Genomic DNA, 16,120 nt, shown 5'->3' on the forward strand with positions numbered 1-16,120 from the left:
ATGAAAGGTCGCCTGTTAGATGCTGTCCCGCTCAGTTCCCTAACGGGCGTTGGCGCAGCGCTTAGTAACAAGCTGGCGAAAATCAACCTGCATACCGTACAGGATTTGCTCTTACACCTTCCTCTGCGCTACGAAGATCGCACCCATCTCTACCCCATCGGTGAACTACTGCCGGGTGTTTATGCCACGGTGGAAGGCGAAGTGCTGAACTGCAATATCTCCTTCGGCGGTCGGCGGATGATGACCTGCCAGATCAGCGACGGTTCCGGCATTCTCACCATGCGCTTTTTCAACTTCAACGCGGCAATGAAAAATAGCCTGGCGACGGGCCGCCGCGTGCTGGCCTATGGAGAAGCAAAGCGCGGCAAATATGGTGCGGAGATGATCCACCCGGAATACCGCGTGCAGGGCGATCTCAGTACGCCAGAGTTGCAGGAAACGCTTACACCGGTTTATCCAACTACGGAAGGCGTAAAGCAGGCTACGCTGCGTAAATTAACCGACCAGGCGCTGGATCTGCTCGACACATGCGCCATTGAAGAACTCCTGCCGCCGGAACTGTCACAAGGAATGATGACGCTACCGGAAGCGTTGCGCACTTTGCACCGCCCGCCGCCGACGCTACAGCTTAGCGATCTCGAAACCGGGCAGCATCCGGCACAACGCCGGCTGATTCTGGAAGAGTTGCTGGCGCACAACCTCAGCATGTTAGCCTTACGTGCCGGAGCACAGCGTTTTCATGCCCAGCCGCTGAGCGCCAATGACGCGCTGAAAAATAAACTCCTCGCCGCCTTACCGTTCAAACCAACGGGCGCACAGGCACGCGTAGTGGCGGAGATCGAGCGCGATATGGCGCTGGATGTGCCAATGATGCGCCTGGTGCAGGGCGATGTAGGTTCCGGTAAAACGCTGGTCGCCGCCCTCGCCGCGTTGCGTGCGATTGCGCACGGCAAACAGGTGGCATTGATGGCACCAACCGAATTACTCGCCGAGCAGCACGCCAATAACTTCCGTAACTGGTTTGCTCCGCTCGGTATCGAAGTGGGCTGGCTCGCCGGTAAACAGAAAGGTAAAGCACGACTGGCACAGCAGGAAGCCATCGCCAGCGGTCAGGTGCAGATGATTGTCGGTACACACGCCATCTTCCAGGAACAGGTGCAGTTTAACGGCCTGGCGCTGGTGATTATCGACGAACAGCATCGTTTTGGCGTGCATCAGCGTCTGGCGTTATGGGAGAAAGGCCAGCAGCAGGGCTTCCATCCGCATCAGTTGATCATGACCGCCACGCCGATCCCCCGCACGCTGGCAATGACTGCATATGCCGATCTCGATACCTCGGTGATAGATGAGCTGCCGCCAGGCCGCACGCCAGTGACGACAGTGGCAATCCCGGATACCCGCCGCAACGACATTATCGACCGCGTGCGCCACGCCTGTATGACTGAAGGGCGTCAGGCGTACTGGGTGTGCACACTCATTGAAGAATCAGAATTACTGGAAGCACAGGCGGCGGAAGCTACCTGGGAAGAGTTGAAACTGGCGCTACCAGAGTTGAATGTTGGTCTGGTACACGGACGGATGAAACCAGCCGAGAAGCAGGCCGTCATGGCATCATTTAAACAAGGCGAGTTACACCTGCTGGTTGCCACTACCGTTATTGAAGTCGGTGTTGATGTGCCTAACGCCAGTCTGATGATTATCGAAAACCCTGAGCGTCTGGGTCTGGCGCAGTTACACCAGCTTCGCGGGCGTGTAGGTCGTGGTGCGGTGGCTTCTCACTGCGTGCTGCTCTACAAAACGCCGCTCTCCAAAACCGCGCAAATTCGGCTGCAAGTGCTGCGCGACAGCAACGACGGTTTTGTGATTGCACAGAAAGACTTAGAGATTCGCGGACCGGGTGAACTGTTAGGTACGCGTCAGACGGGTAATGCTGAATTTAAAGTGGCGGATTTACTGCGCGATCAGGCGATGATCCCGGAAGTTCAGCGCCTGGCGCGACATATTCACGAACGTTACCCACAACAGGCAAAAGCCCTGATAGAACGCTGGATGCCGGAGACGGAACGTTACTCGAATGCGTAAAAGGCGGCGGTGAGAATACCGCCGCTTCATCGGTTAACCGGCAAAAATCGGCAACATCAAATACAGCTTAATCACCAGCGCATTGACGATATCGATAAAGAACGCACCGACCATCGGCACTACCAGGAACGCCATGTGCGACGGGCCAAAGCGTTCAGTGATCGCCTGCATGTTGGCGATTGCTGTTGGCGTTGCGCCAAGGCCAAAGCCACAGTGACCCGCAGCCAGCACTGCCGCATCGTAGTTTTTGCCCATCATGCGCCAGGTAACGAAGATGGCATACAACGCCATGAAGATGGTCTGTACCACCAGAATCGCCAGCATCGGCAGCGCCAGCGAAGCCAGCTCCCACAGTTTCAGCCCCATCAACGCCATCGCCAGGAACAACGACAGGCTTACGTTACCCAGCACGGATACCGCTCGCTCAAAGACGCGGTAAAAGCCCATCATTGACAGACCGTTGCTCAGAATCACGCCAACAAATAGTACACAGACGAAGGTCGGTAGTTCAAAAGCAGTACCAGCCAAAAGTTGCGCAACAATTTTCCCCACCGTCAGGCAGATAGCAATCAGCGCGATAGTTTCAATCAACACCAGCGAGGTGATCATGCGGCCCACATCCGGCTTTTCGAACGCGGTCGGAACTTCCTGGTCATCCGGAATACCGTTCGGTGTGGTAGAGTGTTTCACCAGATAGCGTGCCACCGGACCGCCAATCAAGCCGCCCAGCACCAAACCGAACGTTGCACAGGCCATCGCCACTTCTGTCGCATTGGTGAAGCCATAACGTTCAATGAACAATTTACTCCACGCAGCGCCCGTACCGTGACCGCCGGAAAGCGTAATAGAACCGGCCAACAGCCCCATCAGCGGATCAAGCCCTAACAGGCTAGCCATACCAATGCCAATGGCATTTTGCATCACCAACAGACCAACAACCACAATCAAGAAGATGCCAACCACACGCCCACCGGCACGCAAACTGGCAAGGTTGGCGTTCAGGCCAATGGTGGCGAAGAAAGCCAGCATCAACGGATCGCGCAGGGACATATCAAAGTTGACTTCCCAGCCCATGCTTTTTTTCAGTATCAGCAGCGCCAGCGCCACTAATAAACCACCCGCAACAGGTTCCGGTATGGTGTATTTCTTCAAAAAGGAGACGGAATGGACCAACTTGCGCCCGAGCAGCAACGTCAGCGTTGCGGCAACAAGCGTTGCTAAAGTATCGAGATGAAACATAGTTACTCCTTTGTGTCCGCATCACTCTTTCATACTCGTCATACTTCATCGCGCATTTGCAGTAAGGCGAAATATGACGAGTATCGAGTCATGCTTTCCTGGTTCGAATTCTTAGCTGAAACTAGAAAAATGGCATGGATTTTAAGCAGAAAACAACTAAAAGTTATATAAAAAAGTACATTTATCTCATTTAAATATTTAGATGAGGATGTGGCAAACGTTTGCTTTTCTCTTTCGGTCAGCTAAAATGCCCGCTTTGCTACCACGGGATTGTTTTCGATGTCTGTTTCCACCCTCGAGTCAGAAAATGCGCAACCGGTTGCGCAGACTCAAAACAGCGAACTGATTTACCGTCTTGAAGATCGTCCGCCGCTTCCTCAAACCCTGTTTGCCGCCTGTCAGCATTTGCTGGCGATGTTCGTTGCGGTGATCACGCCAGCGCTATTAATCTGCCAGGCGCTGGGTTTACCGGCACAAGACACGCAACACATTATTAGTATGTCGCTGTTTGCCTCCGGTGTGGCATCGATTATTCAAATTAAGGCCTGGGGTCCGGTTGGCTCCGGGTTGTTGTCTATTCAGGGCACCAGCTTCAACTTTGTTGCTCCGCTGATTATGGGCGGCACAGCGCTGAAGACCGGTGGTGCTGATGTTCCTACCATGATGGCGGCTTTGTTCGGCACGTTGATGCTGGCAAGTTGTACCGAGATGGTGATCTCCCGCGTTCTGCATCTGGCACGCCGCATTATTACGCCGCTGGTTTCTGGCGTTGTGGTGATGATTATCGGCCTGTCGCTAATTCAGGTTGGACTGACCTCCATTGGCGGCGGTTACGCAGCCATGAGCGATAACACCTTCGGCGCACCGAAAAATCTGCTGCTGGCAGGCGTGGTCTTAGCCTTAATTATCCTGCTTAACCGTCAACGTAACCCTTACTTACGCGTGGCCTCACTGGTGATTGCGATGGCGGCTGGATATGCGCTGGCGTGGTTTATGGACATGTTGCCAGAAAGCAACGAACCGATGACGCAAGAACTGATTATGGTGCCAACGCCGCTCTATTACGGTCTTGGCATTGAATGGAGTCTGCTGCTGCCGCTGATGCTGGTCTTTATGATCACTTCGCTGGAAACCATTGGCGATATCACGGCGACCTCTGACGTTTCCGAACAGCCGGTTTCCGGTCCGCTGTACATGAAACGCCTGAAAGGCGGCGTGCTGGCAAACGGCCTGAACTCGTTTGTCTCGGCGGTATTTAATACCTTCCCGAACTCCTGCTTCGGGCAGAACAACGGGGTGATCCAGTTAACCGGTGTTGCCAGCCGCTATGTCGGTTTTGTCGTCGCGCTGATGTTGATCGTGCTGGGTCTGTTCCCGGCAGTGAGCGGTTTTGTACAACACATTCCAGAACCGGTTCTGGGCGGCGCAACGCTTGTAATGTTTGGCACCATCGCCGCCTCCGGTGTGCGTATCGTTTCTCGTGAGCCGCTGAACCGCCGGGCGATTCTGATTATCGCGCTGTCGCTGGCGGTCGGTCTGGGCGTGTCTCAGCAGCCGCTGATTTTGCAGTTTGCCCCTGAATGGCTGAAAAACCTGCTCTCCTCCGGGATCGCCGCGGGCGGTATTACTGCCATCGTGCTGAATCTGATTTTCCCACCAGAAAAACAGTAATTCACTGGCGGCGGTAAGATAATTACCGCCGCAGTCTCACCTCTTTCACCATTCCCGCCTTGAGGATTGCGCGTAAATCGTGCATAACTCCCTTATGTGCATTTCACGGGATGGAAGACCATGAAATTTATTGGGAAGCTGCTTCTCTACATTCTCATCGCTCTGTTAGTGGTGATCGCTGGCCTCTATTTTCTTCTGCAAACTCGCTGGGGAGCAGAACATATCAGCGCATGGGTTTCCGAGAATAGCGACTATCATCTGGCCTTCGGGGCGATGGATCACCGTTTTTCCGCGCCATCTCATATCGTGCTGGAGAACGTCACGTTTGGTCGTGATGGCCAGCCCGCGACCCTGGTGGCAAAAAGTGTCGACATTGCGCTAAGCAGTCGGCAACTGACCGAACCACGCCATGTCGATACCATCCTGCTGGAAAACGGGACGCTGAATCTCACCGACCAGACCGCGCCGCTACCGTTCAAAGCCGATCGTCTGCAACTGCGTAATATGGCGTTTAATAGCCCGAATAGCGAATGGAAACTGAGCGCGCAGCGGGTAAATGGCGGCGTGGTTCCGTGGTCACCAGAAGCCGGTAAAGTGCTGGGTACGAAGGCGCAGATTCAGTTTAGTGCCGGATCGCTTTCGCTCAATGATGTTCCTGCCACCAATGTACTGATTGAAGGCAGTATTGATAACGATCGCGTTACGCTGACTAACCTGGGTGCCGACATCGCCCGCGGGACATTAACCGGAAACGCGCAGCGTAACGCCGACGGCAGCTGGCAAGTGGAAAATCTGCGCATGGCGGATATCCGTCTACAAAGCGAAAAATCGCTAACCGACTTCTTTGCGCCATTACGCTCTGTCCCGTCGTTGCAGATTGGTCGCCTGGAAGTGATCGATGCTCGTTTGCAAGGTCCGGACTGGGCGGTGACCGACCTCGATCTCAGCTTGCGCAACATGACCTTCAGTAAAGATGACTGGCAGACACAGGAAGGCAAACTGTCGATGAACGCCAGCGAGTTCATTTATGGTTCGCTGCATTTATTTGACCCGATTATAAACGCGGAATTTTCCCCGCAGGGCGTAGCACTGCGCCAGTTCACCAGCCGCTGGGAAGGGGGCATGGTCAGAACGTCAGGGAACTGGTTGCGTGACGGGAAAATGTTGATCCTCGATGATGCGGCAATTGCCGGACTGGAATATACCTTGCCAAAAAACTGGCAACAGTTGTGGATGGAAACGACACCCGGTTGGTTAAACAGCCTGCAACTGAAGAGATTTAGCGCCAGCCGCAATCTGATCATTGATATCGACCCTGACTTCCCGTGGCAGCTCACCGCGCTCGATGGTTACGGTGCCAACCTGACGCTGGTTACCGATCATAAATGGGGCGTCTGGAGTGGTTCGGCGAATCTGAATGCCGCCGCCGCGACATTCAATCGTGTTGATGTTCGTCGCCCATCGCTGGCGCTGACCGCCAACAGCAGCACGGTGAATATCAGCGAACTGAGTGCATTTACTGAAAAAGGCATTCTGGAAGCCACCGCCAGTGTTTCACAAACGCCACAACGTCAGACCCATATCAGCCTGAATGGACGCGGTGTGCCGGTGAATATTTTGCAACATTGGGGATGGCCTGAATTACCGTTGACTGGCGACGGCAATATTCAGCTTACCGCCAGTGGCGATATTCAGGCCAATGTCCCGCTGAAACCTACGGTTAGCGGGCAATTGCATGCCGTGAATGCCGCAAAGCAGCAAGTGACTCAAACCATAAATGCGGGCGTCGTTTCCAGTGGTGAAGTTACGTCGACGGAGCCGGTGCAGTAAAAATAAGGACGCTAGCGGATATCAGCGCTAGCGTTCCCCGTTATTAGCGCAAAATTCCATACTCACTGCACAATAACCATTTCACCGGTTCATCTTCTTCTATCGCCGGAAAACGTCCTCCCGGCTCAAGAAAATAATTATCGTGTTGGTCATCATTTACCATCGAAATTTCCCAGCCGAGAACAAACGCTTTTTCCGCCCAGAAGCGATGATACAGACGCGGCGGCAGGCAAATGCCCTGCCCCGGCTTTAGCACCAGCGTTTCACCAGGTTTCATGGTACGCCGCTGACCATCAACACTCACGGTAATGACTCGTTGATCATCACAGAGATTGGCTTCGTTGGCCCAGGCCAACTGCATGCATAAGTCTCCACCGCCCCGATTGAGGATATCTTCCATTTTGTGGGTGTGAAAATGCCAGGGAGTCTGCTGATCTTGTTGGATCTGCAACATTTTCTCAGCATACGGTTTTGGATATGCCGCCGACCCCAGCGCGCCGTTGCGCATCGTTAGCAGTGTTAGTCCCGTTTGGTTGAAATCACCACGACCAAAATCGGTGATATCCCAACCGAGCTGTAAGTCGACCACTTCTTGCCAGTTATCCCGTTCCCGCTGCAGCCAGTCATCCACCGTAAAATAGGCGAACTCTGGCAAACAAACGCGGAAGGTCTGCGCAATGGCATGTGCTTTATCAATAACATAATTAATTTGTGAACGTTTCATTGGCTTCTCCGTTGCGCATAGCAAGCCAGGCAGCGCCACGCATTCCGCTACTGTCGCCGTGCTGTGCTTTTACAATGGGAGTGGTGAATTGATCGGTGAAAACCAGTGGAGCAACTTCTGCGTTCAGATCGGTGATAAGCAGTTCCACATTCGAAAGCCCGCCGCCGATCACAATCACGCCAGGGTCAACAACATTAACGATGGTTGCCAGCGTGCGGGCAAGCTGTTGGCGAAAACGTGCCACCTGCTGCATGGCACCAGCATCACCACGTTGTGCCAGGGTGACAATCGCCGCAGGAGTGAGCAAGTTACCAGTCATCTGTTGATAGCGTTCACTAAAACCGCTGCCGGAAACAAACGACTCCACGCAGTTGTGTTTGCCGCAATAGCAACTGACTGATGGACCATCTTCCTGCTCCGTATAGCCTGGCAACGTGATATGACCGCATTCGGCAGCATTTCCCCAGGCCCCTATAAACGGTCGTTGCTTGATGGCAATGCCACCGCCGCAGCCCGTACCAAGCGTAATACCAAATACCACGTCATAATCTTGCCCGGCACCGTCGCAAGCTTCTGATAGCGCGAAACAGTTACCATCATTGGCTATCACCACCGGTTGCCCAAGCAATTGCTGCAAATCAGCCTGTAACGCATGACCGTTAATCACCTGAATATTCGCGTTTTTAATCAGGCCAGTGAGTGGCGAGATACTGCCGGGTAAGGCGATCCCTGTCAGCATCGGTCGTTGAACGTCCCGCCTAATCTGCTCGATAAGCGCCACAACACATGAGACAAATTGTTGATATGTCGACTTTTGCGTCGGGCAGCGGTAACGGCGAATCTCCCAGCCATGCGCATCCATGACGACGGCGGCGATTTTGGTCCCACCAATATCCAACCCCAGATAGTGCATTTCTCGTTCCTTGTTGCGTAAAAGGCGGGTCACCCCGCCCTTCTGGCTTAGTACAGTGATGCTTTACCGAGCGAACCGAACAGTTTCATTTTGTGGCGAATGACTTCCCGCGCCGCGTTAATCGCATCCGGATAGATGACGTTCGGGTCCCACCAGCTCTCTTTAGCGAGAATTTCACGCACTTTCTGGAAATAGGCGTATTTCATATCGCTGGAGATATTGATTTTGCCGACGCCGAGCGTAACTGATTCAGCAATCTCCGCGTCCGGGTTTGCCGAACCACCGTGTAGCACCAGCGGAATATCAATACGTCCGGCAATGTCGCGCAAAATGTCCATTTGCAGCTTCGGCTGCATCCCTTTTGGATAGATGCCATGTGCTGTACCAATCGCCACAGCCAGAGTGTCGGCACCTGTACGAGCAATAAAATCGGCGGCCTGCGCCGGATCTGTGTAGGTCACTTGTGAAACACCACCTTCTACCGACGTTCCTGTTTGTCCGATGGTTCCCAGTTCACCCTCAACCGACACTCCAACCGCGTGAGCGAGGCGAACCACTTCTGCGGTCAGCGCCACGTTTTCTTCATACGGCAGCAGCGAACCGTCGATCATTACTGAGGTAAATCCGCAGCGAATCGCACGCAAAACATGCTCTACAGAGGCACCATGATCGAGGTGCAGTACAAACGGGACCGGACTACGCTGGGTAATTTCGCGAACGTGAGCGAAAAAGGCATCGCCCACAAAATCATGTTCGCTGGGATGGATGGCAATAATCGCCGGAGTATTTGTCGCTTCTGCTTCATCCACGACTGCGCGAAGGAAACAGTTATCCGCCACATTAAATGCGCCAATGGCAAAGCCGTGCTGGCGGGTAGGTTGCAGTAATTCTTTCATCGAAACTAACATGTTAAATCTCCAGTTTCAGCGTGTAGTCCGCCCTGCCGGTGCGTTATTGCACTGGCATAAAGGCCATGACAGAAAATGAATCAGGCTTTGCCGATAGAGCCGCTCGCCTGTAAATACGGTGTAATCGCTTCTTCGAAGGCCAGTTCCATAGCTTTCAGCGCGTCCACCAGTTCAATGGATATATCGTGACAGAGGGTATGCAGGAGCGCGGATTTCCCCCGTTCAAAAATGGCCGCCCCCACGTTGATTTTTGCTACCCCCAGCGTCGTACAGAGCTGGAGCTGATCGAACGGCGTACCGCTACCGCCATGTAATGCCAGAGGCACGCTCGAGCAGTGGAAAATCTCCGCCAGACGCTGAAAATCAATAGCAGGTACAACACCAGGCGCGTACATGCCGTGCGCCGTGCCTACCGAGACGGCCAGTAGATCAATGCCTGTCTGCGCGATAAACGGTTCCACATCAGTGGGTTGCGTCATCAGGTCTGCATTGGCGGCCTGGTCGTAACGCGGCGCATCTGCCAGATGGCCCAGTTCGCCTTCCACGCAGAGCTGCACGCTGGCGGCGAGTTCCACCACCGCCCTGGTCTGGCGCACGTTTTCCTCCAGGGGAAAAGCAGAAGCATCAATCATTAATCCGCTGAAACCAGCACGAAACGCCTGACGAATACAGTCCGGATTTTTGCCATGATCAAGCGCCAGAGCGACCGGTACTGAGGCAGATTCCGCGAGCGTTTTAACCACTGCCGCCGCGACGGGTGCTGGAAAATGCGCCAGATGCCCCTGATAGAGATTGAGAATGATCGGAGCGCGATTCTTCTCCGCCACGCGGATAGCTGCGTGAGCACTTTCCAGATTCATACAGTTGATCGCCAGTAAGGCGTAATGTTCATGCCAGGCTTTCATCACCATACTTTTCATATCGGCAAACATAGGGCCTCCGGTTATTCGAGGGTGAAAGTGATCTCTTCATCTTTCAGCTTTTGATCGCTCAGTTCGTCAAACTCTTCGTCGCGTTCCGTTACCGGTTTCTTCCAGAGTGAAAGCATCACGCCACAAATCACCGTGCCTATACCCAGCGCCAGGCAAAACAGCAGAGGATGGGTGAACAGAGGCACAACAAACATGCCGCCATGCGGAACCGGACTCTCCACGCCCCACACCATGATTAAGCCGCCCGCGACCGCCGATGCCACCACACAAGATCCCACTACTCGCAGCAGGTCACGCGCGGCGATCGGAATGACTCCTTCAGTGATCATGCAGATCCCCATCGGAAACGCGGCTTTCAGCGCCTCGCGCTCCGCACGGGTGTATTTATGGCGTGTCAGTAAGAACGAAAGTGTGATGCCAAACGGAGGGATGATTGAGCCGACAAATTTCACGGCTTCTGGTCCGTAGACGCCACTGACCAGCAAGCCATCGGAAAACAGCGACATGGTTTTGTTGACCGGACCACCGAAATCGAAGGTTGCCATCGCGCCAAGTATGGCCCCCATCAGGAAGCGCGATCCGCCCTGCATCGACTCGAGCAAATGAATCAGTGCTTCTTGTAACCAGGCGATGGGTTTACCAATCAGCGTCATCATTAACAGCCCACCGATAATGGTGCTTAATACCGGCAACACCATGATTGGCATGAGTCCTTGCATCGACTGCGGCAGGCGGATATAGCGTTTAAGTAGCAAAATGGTGTAGCCCACCAGGAAACCACCCAACATACCGCCAATAAATCCGGTATGGATTTGCCCACAGAGAAAGCCGACAATCAGACCCGGGGCAAATCCGGGACGATCGGCAATAGAATAGGCAATTGCCGCGCTAATCAGCGGCACAATCAGCCCCATTCCCCAGCCGCCAATCTGATTAAGCATCCACGGGATTGTTCCTGTTTTTTCACCAACATCTGTACCGCCAAGAACTTGCCCCAACGCAATACATATCCCGGCGGCCACAATAAGGGGTATCATCCACGAGATGCCGGTTAATAAATGTTTTTTAATTTCCTGTGAAACCGGAATTTTATTGTCTTTCATATTAAGATCCCTCCAGTATAAGGATCATTTGTTTCCCAGTGATTTTTCGACCTTTTCAAGAAATTGAACGGGCGATTTAATGACGATCTCTGTCTTTACTCGCACAATACGTTTATTGGTGAAGCGTTCTTCTCCTTTTATTTTCACATCTACAGCAAGAATCACGACGTCAGCAGCAGAGATATCTGCCGCCTGTAATTCATTTTCTGTACCAATGGTTCCCTGGGTTTCAACTTTAATGGTATGGCCCAGAGCTTTTGCTCCTTTGATTAACTTTTCACGAGCAATATAGGTATGAGCAATACCCGCCGTACAGGCGGCAACACAGACAATATTCATGACATACTCCCTGTTATTTAGCAGACATCGGATTGTGCATACTGACTAAAGAGATCAATGATTTTTTGCGGACTCGTCTCAACTAACAATTGTTCTATGATGTCATCATCCGCCAGCGCGCCCGCGACCTGGGAAAGTAAACGGATATGAGTGGTATTTTGATCTTCAAGACGTACCGCAAATAAAATAATACAGCGCACGCTACTGCCATCCAGCGTTTCCCAGGGAATATCCTGGCGGGTACGGCCAATTGCCAGCGTAGTATTAATTACCGCAGAAGATTTACCATGCGGGATCGCAATATGATTTTCAAAACCAGTCGAGCCTTCCGCTTCGCGCTGCCAGACATCTTTAATAAAGGTTTCCCGACAATCGATCGCACCATCTTTTTTGAGAAGATTAGTTAATTCTTCAATCGCCTCCGCTTTATTCGTCGCTTGCATATCTAAAATAACGCGATTCGTATTCAGGATTTTTGTTATGTCCATTCGTCATACCTCATAAAATTCTGACATTAAATTTCAACGACCCGAGACGTCGCATGATGTAATTTTTCCGTAATCACCATTTCAGTGACCCGCTTAATATCGGCATCATTAAAAAAAGCGGTAACATAAGCGACCGGCATAGTGACTGTAGGCAAATTAATGGTCGAAATAATCAGTTCGATATTGTCAGGCAAAACCTGTGATAAATTCGCTGCTGAAATAACATCAACAATCGTCCATTCAGGAAACGCTCGCAGAATACGGCTTTTCAGTAGATGCGAAGTTCCGATTCCGGTTGAACAGACCAGTAATACGCGTTTACGGGCAATTTGCCGCTCCATCGCAGCCTGAAAATGAACGGTCAGGTAACCCACTTCATCCTCGCTCACTGCATTCTCACCCCAGGTTTTAAATACCTGATTCACCACATATTGCGTCAACCGCCAGACATCCGCTAATTCTGCTTTAATATCTTCCAGCAATGGATTACGGATATGAATGCGATAATTTAGTCGGTTAATCAGCGGCTTAATATGAACCAACAAGCCATCATATAATGCGCTGTCTTCACTAAAATCGCAGTCCACGATGTCACTGAATACCGTAATTAAACGCCAGGTAATCAGACGCGCTTCATTGCTGGCCTGCATATGTGAAATAATGCTCACATCTTTTTGTCCATCAATCGCCACACCTGATGAAATGATATATTGATAAATAAACCAGACTTCATCATCGGGCAATGTATGTGCAATTCGTTGTTCTATCTTATGAATCATCTGACTGGCAACATTAAAGATATTTTCATCATATTGCCTGGTTTGATCTTCTTCTCTGGATAACGCATTCCCGTGCGTGTTGCGATACATCATAATAAGGATGTGAGTAAAAATGTTAACGTAATAAGGCTCTCCCAAAGACCAACTTAATTCATTTTCCATATCCAGTAACAATGACTGGACAAATAACACCTCTTCTTCTCCAAAATAATGGACTAATGCTTTATAACTTCCGGGATCCAGACGTGAATACACGACACCTTGCGGCTCATTATGGTTAATAATGCCGTTAATCAGTAATGCCATTGCCTGTCGGACTTGCCCTTCACTACCTTCAATATGCGTACCACTTGGGCTGCGGATCAATGATAACCCCAACGGCGCAAGCCAGGACTCAATTACTCTCAGGTCATTAACAATAGAGGCTCCGCTGATAAAGTAGCGTTCTGACAATTTACTGATCGACGTTTCATTCGGTGTTTCACTTAATAACTGCGACGCTATTTTAACGCGCCTGGCATTATTCATTACACCATCAATCTCTTCACATTCTGCTCCCAACAAATGATCAAGATGCAGCAAATCAGCAATATTCTCCGCGCTTAACATCACACCCGCGCCAGCACGCTTCTCAACATTTATTCTCCATTGCCCCAGCCATTGCTCAAGTAAACGTAAATCACGTTGAATGGTTTTTTCCGAAACATTTAAATAGCCGGCAATCGTAACAATAGTCGTATATTCCCTTCGAGGTAAAAGGAATCGTAATAATCTGTTTTGTCGCGAGGTAATCATTTGCATTTTTTACCCTTATCACAGATTAAGAAGCCCTATGAGGAAGAGCTTCAGTTGCCATCTCTGAGGGTAAATATAAAGCAGAATAATTTCACAACAATACTAAAATATGTCCGTAATCCGGACAGTGATAAAACAAAGCAAGGCGGTTAAGGGATATTTTTCAGCACAGATCACATTTTCGTGATGAATAATCGTGATCATGCTCGCAAATACGATGGAAGAAATATTTATTACCAGATGTGAGATTATTTACCGGATACGACACAAAACCATTCGTATCCGGCATTCTTCAATAGATTACAACGTAATTGTCAGCGCATTCCCTTGAGGCGTCACCACCAGCCCCTGCTCACTTTCAGCCTGCGAACCGCCTTGCAGACCATTTACTTTCACAACATTGCGCAAGCACAGCGTCCAGTTCTTCGCCACGCCCGCACCAGTCACAGTAATTGTGTTGCTAGTACGCGCCGCTTTCAGGGTGAAAAGAACGGAACCATCGGCAGCGGGCACTTCACAGATGGCTTCATGCCCGTCTTGCAGATTAAAGAGCTGGAATGCCGTGCCTTCGTGCCACGCGTAATCGGGACGTTGCTCGTTGTTGCCCAGCGCCAGTAGGGTGTTATCACGCACATAAACGGGCAGACTCAGGAAGCCGTGCTGCTGTTTATGCCAGCGACTACCGTCGAGTTCATCGTTGTGCCACAGGTGTGTCCAGCGACCTTCCGGCAGGTAGAACTGCACATCGCCCGCTTCAGTGAACACCGGAGCAACCATCACGTTATCGCCTAACATGTATTGACGGTCAAGGTAATCACAAGCCGGATCGTCCGGGAACTCCATCATCATGGCCCGCATCATCGGGGTACCCCGGGCGTTTGCACGTGCAGCTTCACGATACAGATACGGCATCATGCGGCATTTCAGTTGCGTGAAGAAGCGCACCACATCACAGGACTCATCATCATAGGCCCACGGCACACGATAAGATTTGCTGCCGTGTAAACGGCTATGGCTGGAGAGCAAACCAAACGCGCACCAGCGTTTGTAAACGTGCGCCGGAGCGGTATTCTCAAAGCCGCCGATATCGTGGCTCCAGAAGCCAAAACCAGAAAGGCCAATAGACAAACCACCGCGCAGGCTTTCCGCCATTGATTCGTAGTTAGCGTAACAGTCGCCACCCCAATGTACCGGGAATTTCTGCGCACCGACGGAGGCCGAGCGGGCAAACAAGACGGCTTCTTCCTCGCCAACGGTTTCCTTGAGCACGTTCCACACCAGTTCGTTGTAGATGTACGCATAATGGTTATGCATTTTCTGCGGATCGGAACCATCAAACCATTGAACATCGGTTGGAATACGTTCGCCAAAGTCGGTCTTAAAGCAATCAACGCCCATCGCGACCAGACCTTTCAGTTTGTCGGCGTACCATTTGCAGGCATCCGGATTGGTAAAGTCATAAATCGCCAGACCTGGCTGCCATTTATCCCACTGCCACAGCGAACCGTCCGGGCGTTTGAGTAAATAACCTTTCTCTTGTAACTCTTTAAAGACAGGGGATTTTTGCCCGATATAGGGGTTAATCCAGACGCAGATTTTTAGCCCTTTCGCTTTCAGGCGGCGGATCATCCCTTCCGGGTCCGGGAAAGTCAGCGGGTCCCACTCAAAATCGCACCACTGGAAGGCTTTCATCCAGAAACAGTCAAAGTGGAAAACATGCAGCGGCAGATTGCGTTCCGCCATACCATCGATAAAGCTGTTTACCGTCGCTTCGTCGTAGTTGGTGGTAAATGAAGTGGTTAGCCACAGGCCGAAGGACCACGCGGGCGGCAGCGCCGGACGACCAGTAAAACGGGTATAACTATCAAGTACCGCTTTCGGCGTCGGGCCGTCGATAACAAAGTATTCGAGATATTCACTCTCAACGCTGAACTGCACTTTGGAGACTTTCTCCGATCCCACTTCAAAAGAGACGCATTGAGGATGATTGACCAGTACCCCATAACCACGGTTAGTCATATAGAACGGAATATTTTTATACGCCTGTTCAGTACTTGTGCCGCCGTCCCGGTTCCAGGTCTCTACCGTCTGGCCATTGCGCACCAGGGCAGTAAAGCGCTCTCCCAGACCGTAAACTGTTTCGCCAACGCCAAGATCCAGCCGCTCAAACATATAATTTCGTTGATTATTCGTGTCCTGCACGTAGTAATGCCGATCAGTTAAGGATCAGTTGACCGATCCAGTGGCTGTGTAAGAATCCGGAAACGCTCACTTGTTTCCGGATTTTTTTATGCACATTGGACAGGCTCTTGATCTG

At 51.5% G+C, this 16,120-nt stretch carries 12 protein-coding genes and 1 pseudogene; 3 read left to right on the forward strand and 10 right to left on the reverse strand.

Going from position 1 to position 16,120, the window contains the following annotated elements; genetic code table 11:
• Positions 1-2,082, forward strand: a complete 2,082-nt coding sequence (recG, locus tag ACJHYW_RS20875; RefSeq protein ID WP_000678401.1) for an ATP-dependent DNA helicase RecG — start codon at positions 1-3, stop codon at positions 2,080-2,082.
• A 33-nt stretch (positions 2,083-2,115) separates the two neighbouring features.
• On the opposite strand, the gene gltS is transcribed toward recG, so the two are convergent.
• Positions 2,116-3,321: a sodium/glutamate symporter gene (gltS, locus tag ACJHYW_RS20880; protein ID WP_000468823.1), complete on the reverse strand. Its 1,206-nt coding sequence runs from the start codon at positions 3,319-3,321 to the stop codon at positions 2,116-2,118.
• A gap of 279 nt (positions 3,322-3,600) precedes the next feature.
• Here gltS and xanP point away from each other — a divergent pair, with 279 nt between their 5' ends.
• Both xanP and ACJHYW_RS20890 read left to right on the forward strand, forming a co-directional pair.
• A complete protein-coding gene (gene xanP / locus ACJHYW_RS20885) occupies positions 3,601-4,992 on the forward strand; it encodes a xanthine/proton symporter XanP (RefSeq protein ID WP_001330372.1) in 1,392 nt (463 codons plus the stop codon).
• A gap of 120 nt (positions 4,993-5,112) precedes the next feature.
• The gene (locus ACJHYW_RS20890) at positions 5,113-6,822 is read left to right on the forward strand and encodes an AsmA family protein (protein WP_001361557.1); all 1,710 of its coding nucleotides are present in this window, start codon (positions 5,113-5,115) and stop codon (positions 6,820-6,822) included.
• 43 nt (positions 6,823-6,865) lie between these two features.
• On the opposite strand, the gene ACJHYW_RS20895 is transcribed toward ACJHYW_RS20890, so the two are convergent.
• The 9 genes and pseudogenes from ACJHYW_RS20895 to yicI all read right to left on the reverse strand — a co-directional run.
• Positions 6,866-7,546 (reverse strand): D-lyxose/D-mannose family sugar isomerase, encoded by a 681-nt coding sequence (locus ACJHYW_RS20895; protein ID WP_001297961.1) that lies wholly within the window; start codon positions 7,544-7,546, stop codon positions 6,866-6,868.
• Positions 7,527-8,459 (reverse strand): ROK family protein, encoded by a 933-nt coding sequence (locus tag ACJHYW_RS20900; RefSeq protein WP_000559089.1) that lies wholly within the window; start codon positions 8,457-8,459, stop codon positions 7,527-7,529. The genes ACJHYW_RS20895 and ACJHYW_RS20900 overlap by 20 nt, the downstream gene beginning before the upstream one ends.
• A gap of 47 nt (positions 8,460-8,506) precedes the next feature.
• A complete protein-coding gene (locus ACJHYW_RS20905; RefSeq protein ID WP_000961378.1) occupies positions 8,507-9,367 on the reverse strand; it encodes a ketose-bisphosphate aldolase in 861 nt (286 codons plus the stop codon).
• A gap of 80 nt (positions 9,368-9,447) precedes the next feature.
• Positions 9,448-10,299: a class II fructose-bisphosphate aldolase gene (locus ACJHYW_RS20910; protein WP_000457128.1), complete on the reverse strand. Its 852-nt coding sequence runs from the start codon at positions 10,297-10,299 to the stop codon at positions 9,448-9,450.
• An 11-nt stretch (positions 10,300-10,310) separates the two neighbouring features.
• Entirely contained in the window at positions 10,311-11,402 is a 1,092-nt protein-coding gene (locus tag ACJHYW_RS20915) for a PTS fructose transporter subunit IIC (RefSeq protein ID WP_000654324.1), read from the reverse strand.
• A gap of 24 nt (positions 11,403-11,426) precedes the next feature.
• On the reverse strand, positions 11,427-11,741 hold the full coding sequence (locus tag ACJHYW_RS20920) for a PTS fructose transporter subunit IIB (RefSeq protein ID WP_001028073.1): 315 nt from the start codon (positions 11,739-11,741) through the stop codon (positions 11,427-11,429).
• A 17-nt stretch (positions 11,742-11,758) separates the two neighbouring features.
• Positions 11,759-12,229 carry a PTS sugar transporter subunit IIA gene (locus ACJHYW_RS20925; protein WP_000355546.1) on the reverse strand — a complete coding sequence of 157 codons (471 nt, stop codon included), beginning with the start codon at positions 12,227-12,229 and terminating at the stop codon, positions 11,759-11,761.
• A 26-nt stretch (positions 12,230-12,255) separates the two neighbouring features.
• Positions 12,256-13,809 (reverse strand): BglG family transcription antiterminator, encoded by a 1,554-nt coding sequence (locus ACJHYW_RS20930; RefSeq protein ID WP_001177977.1) that lies wholly within the window; start codon positions 13,807-13,809, stop codon positions 12,256-12,258.
• Between the two features lie 294 nt (positions 13,810-14,103).
• Positions 14,104-16,008: pseudogene (gene yicI / locus ACJHYW_RS20935) on the reverse strand (alpha-xylosidase); the annotation flags it as partial.
• Positions 16,009-16,120 lie beyond the last annotated feature (112 nt).

Source organism: Escherichia sp. WS3063 (assembly GCF_046486595.1).
In the GTDB taxonomy this organism is placed as follows: domain Bacteria; phylum Pseudomonadota; class Gammaproteobacteria; order Enterobacterales; family Enterobacteriaceae; genus Escherichia; species Escherichia coli.

Excerpts from the sequence above, each read along its gene's own strand:
- ACJHYW_RS20905 (WP_000961378.1), bottom strand. The coding sequence starts at position 9,367 with ATGTTAGTTTCGATGAAAGAATTACTGCAACCTACCCGCCAGCACGGC.
- ACJHYW_RS20920 (WP_001028073.1), bottom strand. The coding sequence starts at position 11,741 with ATGAATATTGTCTGTGTTGCCGCCTGTACGGCGGGTATTGCTCATACC.
- ACJHYW_RS20910 (WP_000457128.1), bottom strand. The coding sequence starts at position 10,299 with ATGTTTGCCGATATGAAAAGTATGGTGATGAAAGCCTGGCATGAACAT.
- xanP (WP_001330372.1), top strand. The coding sequence starts at position 3,601 with ATGTCTGTTTCCACCCTCGAGTCAGAAAATGCGCAACCGGTTGCGCAG.
- ACJHYW_RS20925 (WP_000355546.1), bottom strand. The coding sequence starts at position 12,229 with ATGGACATAACAAAAATCCTGAATACGAATCGCGTTATTTTAGATATG.
- ACJHYW_RS20900 (WP_000559089.1), bottom strand. The coding sequence starts at position 8,459 with ATGCACTATCTGGGGTTGGATATTGGTGGGACCAAAATCGCCGCCGTC.
- ACJHYW_RS20890 (WP_001361557.1), top strand. The coding sequence starts at position 5,113 with ATGAAATTTATTGGGAAGCTGCTTCTCTACATTCTCATCGCTCTGTTA.
- recG (WP_000678401.1), top strand. The coding sequence starts at position 1 with ATGAAAGGTCGCCTGTTAGATGCTGTCCCGCTCAGTTCCCTAACGGGC.
- gltS (WP_000468823.1), bottom strand. The coding sequence starts at position 3,321 with ATGTTTCATCTCGATACTTTAGCAACGCTTGTTGCCGCAACGCTGACG.
- ACJHYW_RS20895 (WP_001297961.1), bottom strand. The coding sequence starts at position 7,546 with ATGAAACGTTCACAAATTAATTATGTTATTGATAAAGCACATGCCATT.
- ACJHYW_RS20930 (WP_001177977.1), bottom strand. The coding sequence starts at position 13,809 with ATGCAAATGATTACCTCGCGACAAAACAGATTATTACGATTCCTTTTA.
- ACJHYW_RS20915 (WP_000654324.1), bottom strand. The coding sequence starts at position 11,402 with ATGAAAGACAATAAAATTCCGGTTTCACAGGAAATTAAAAAACATTTA.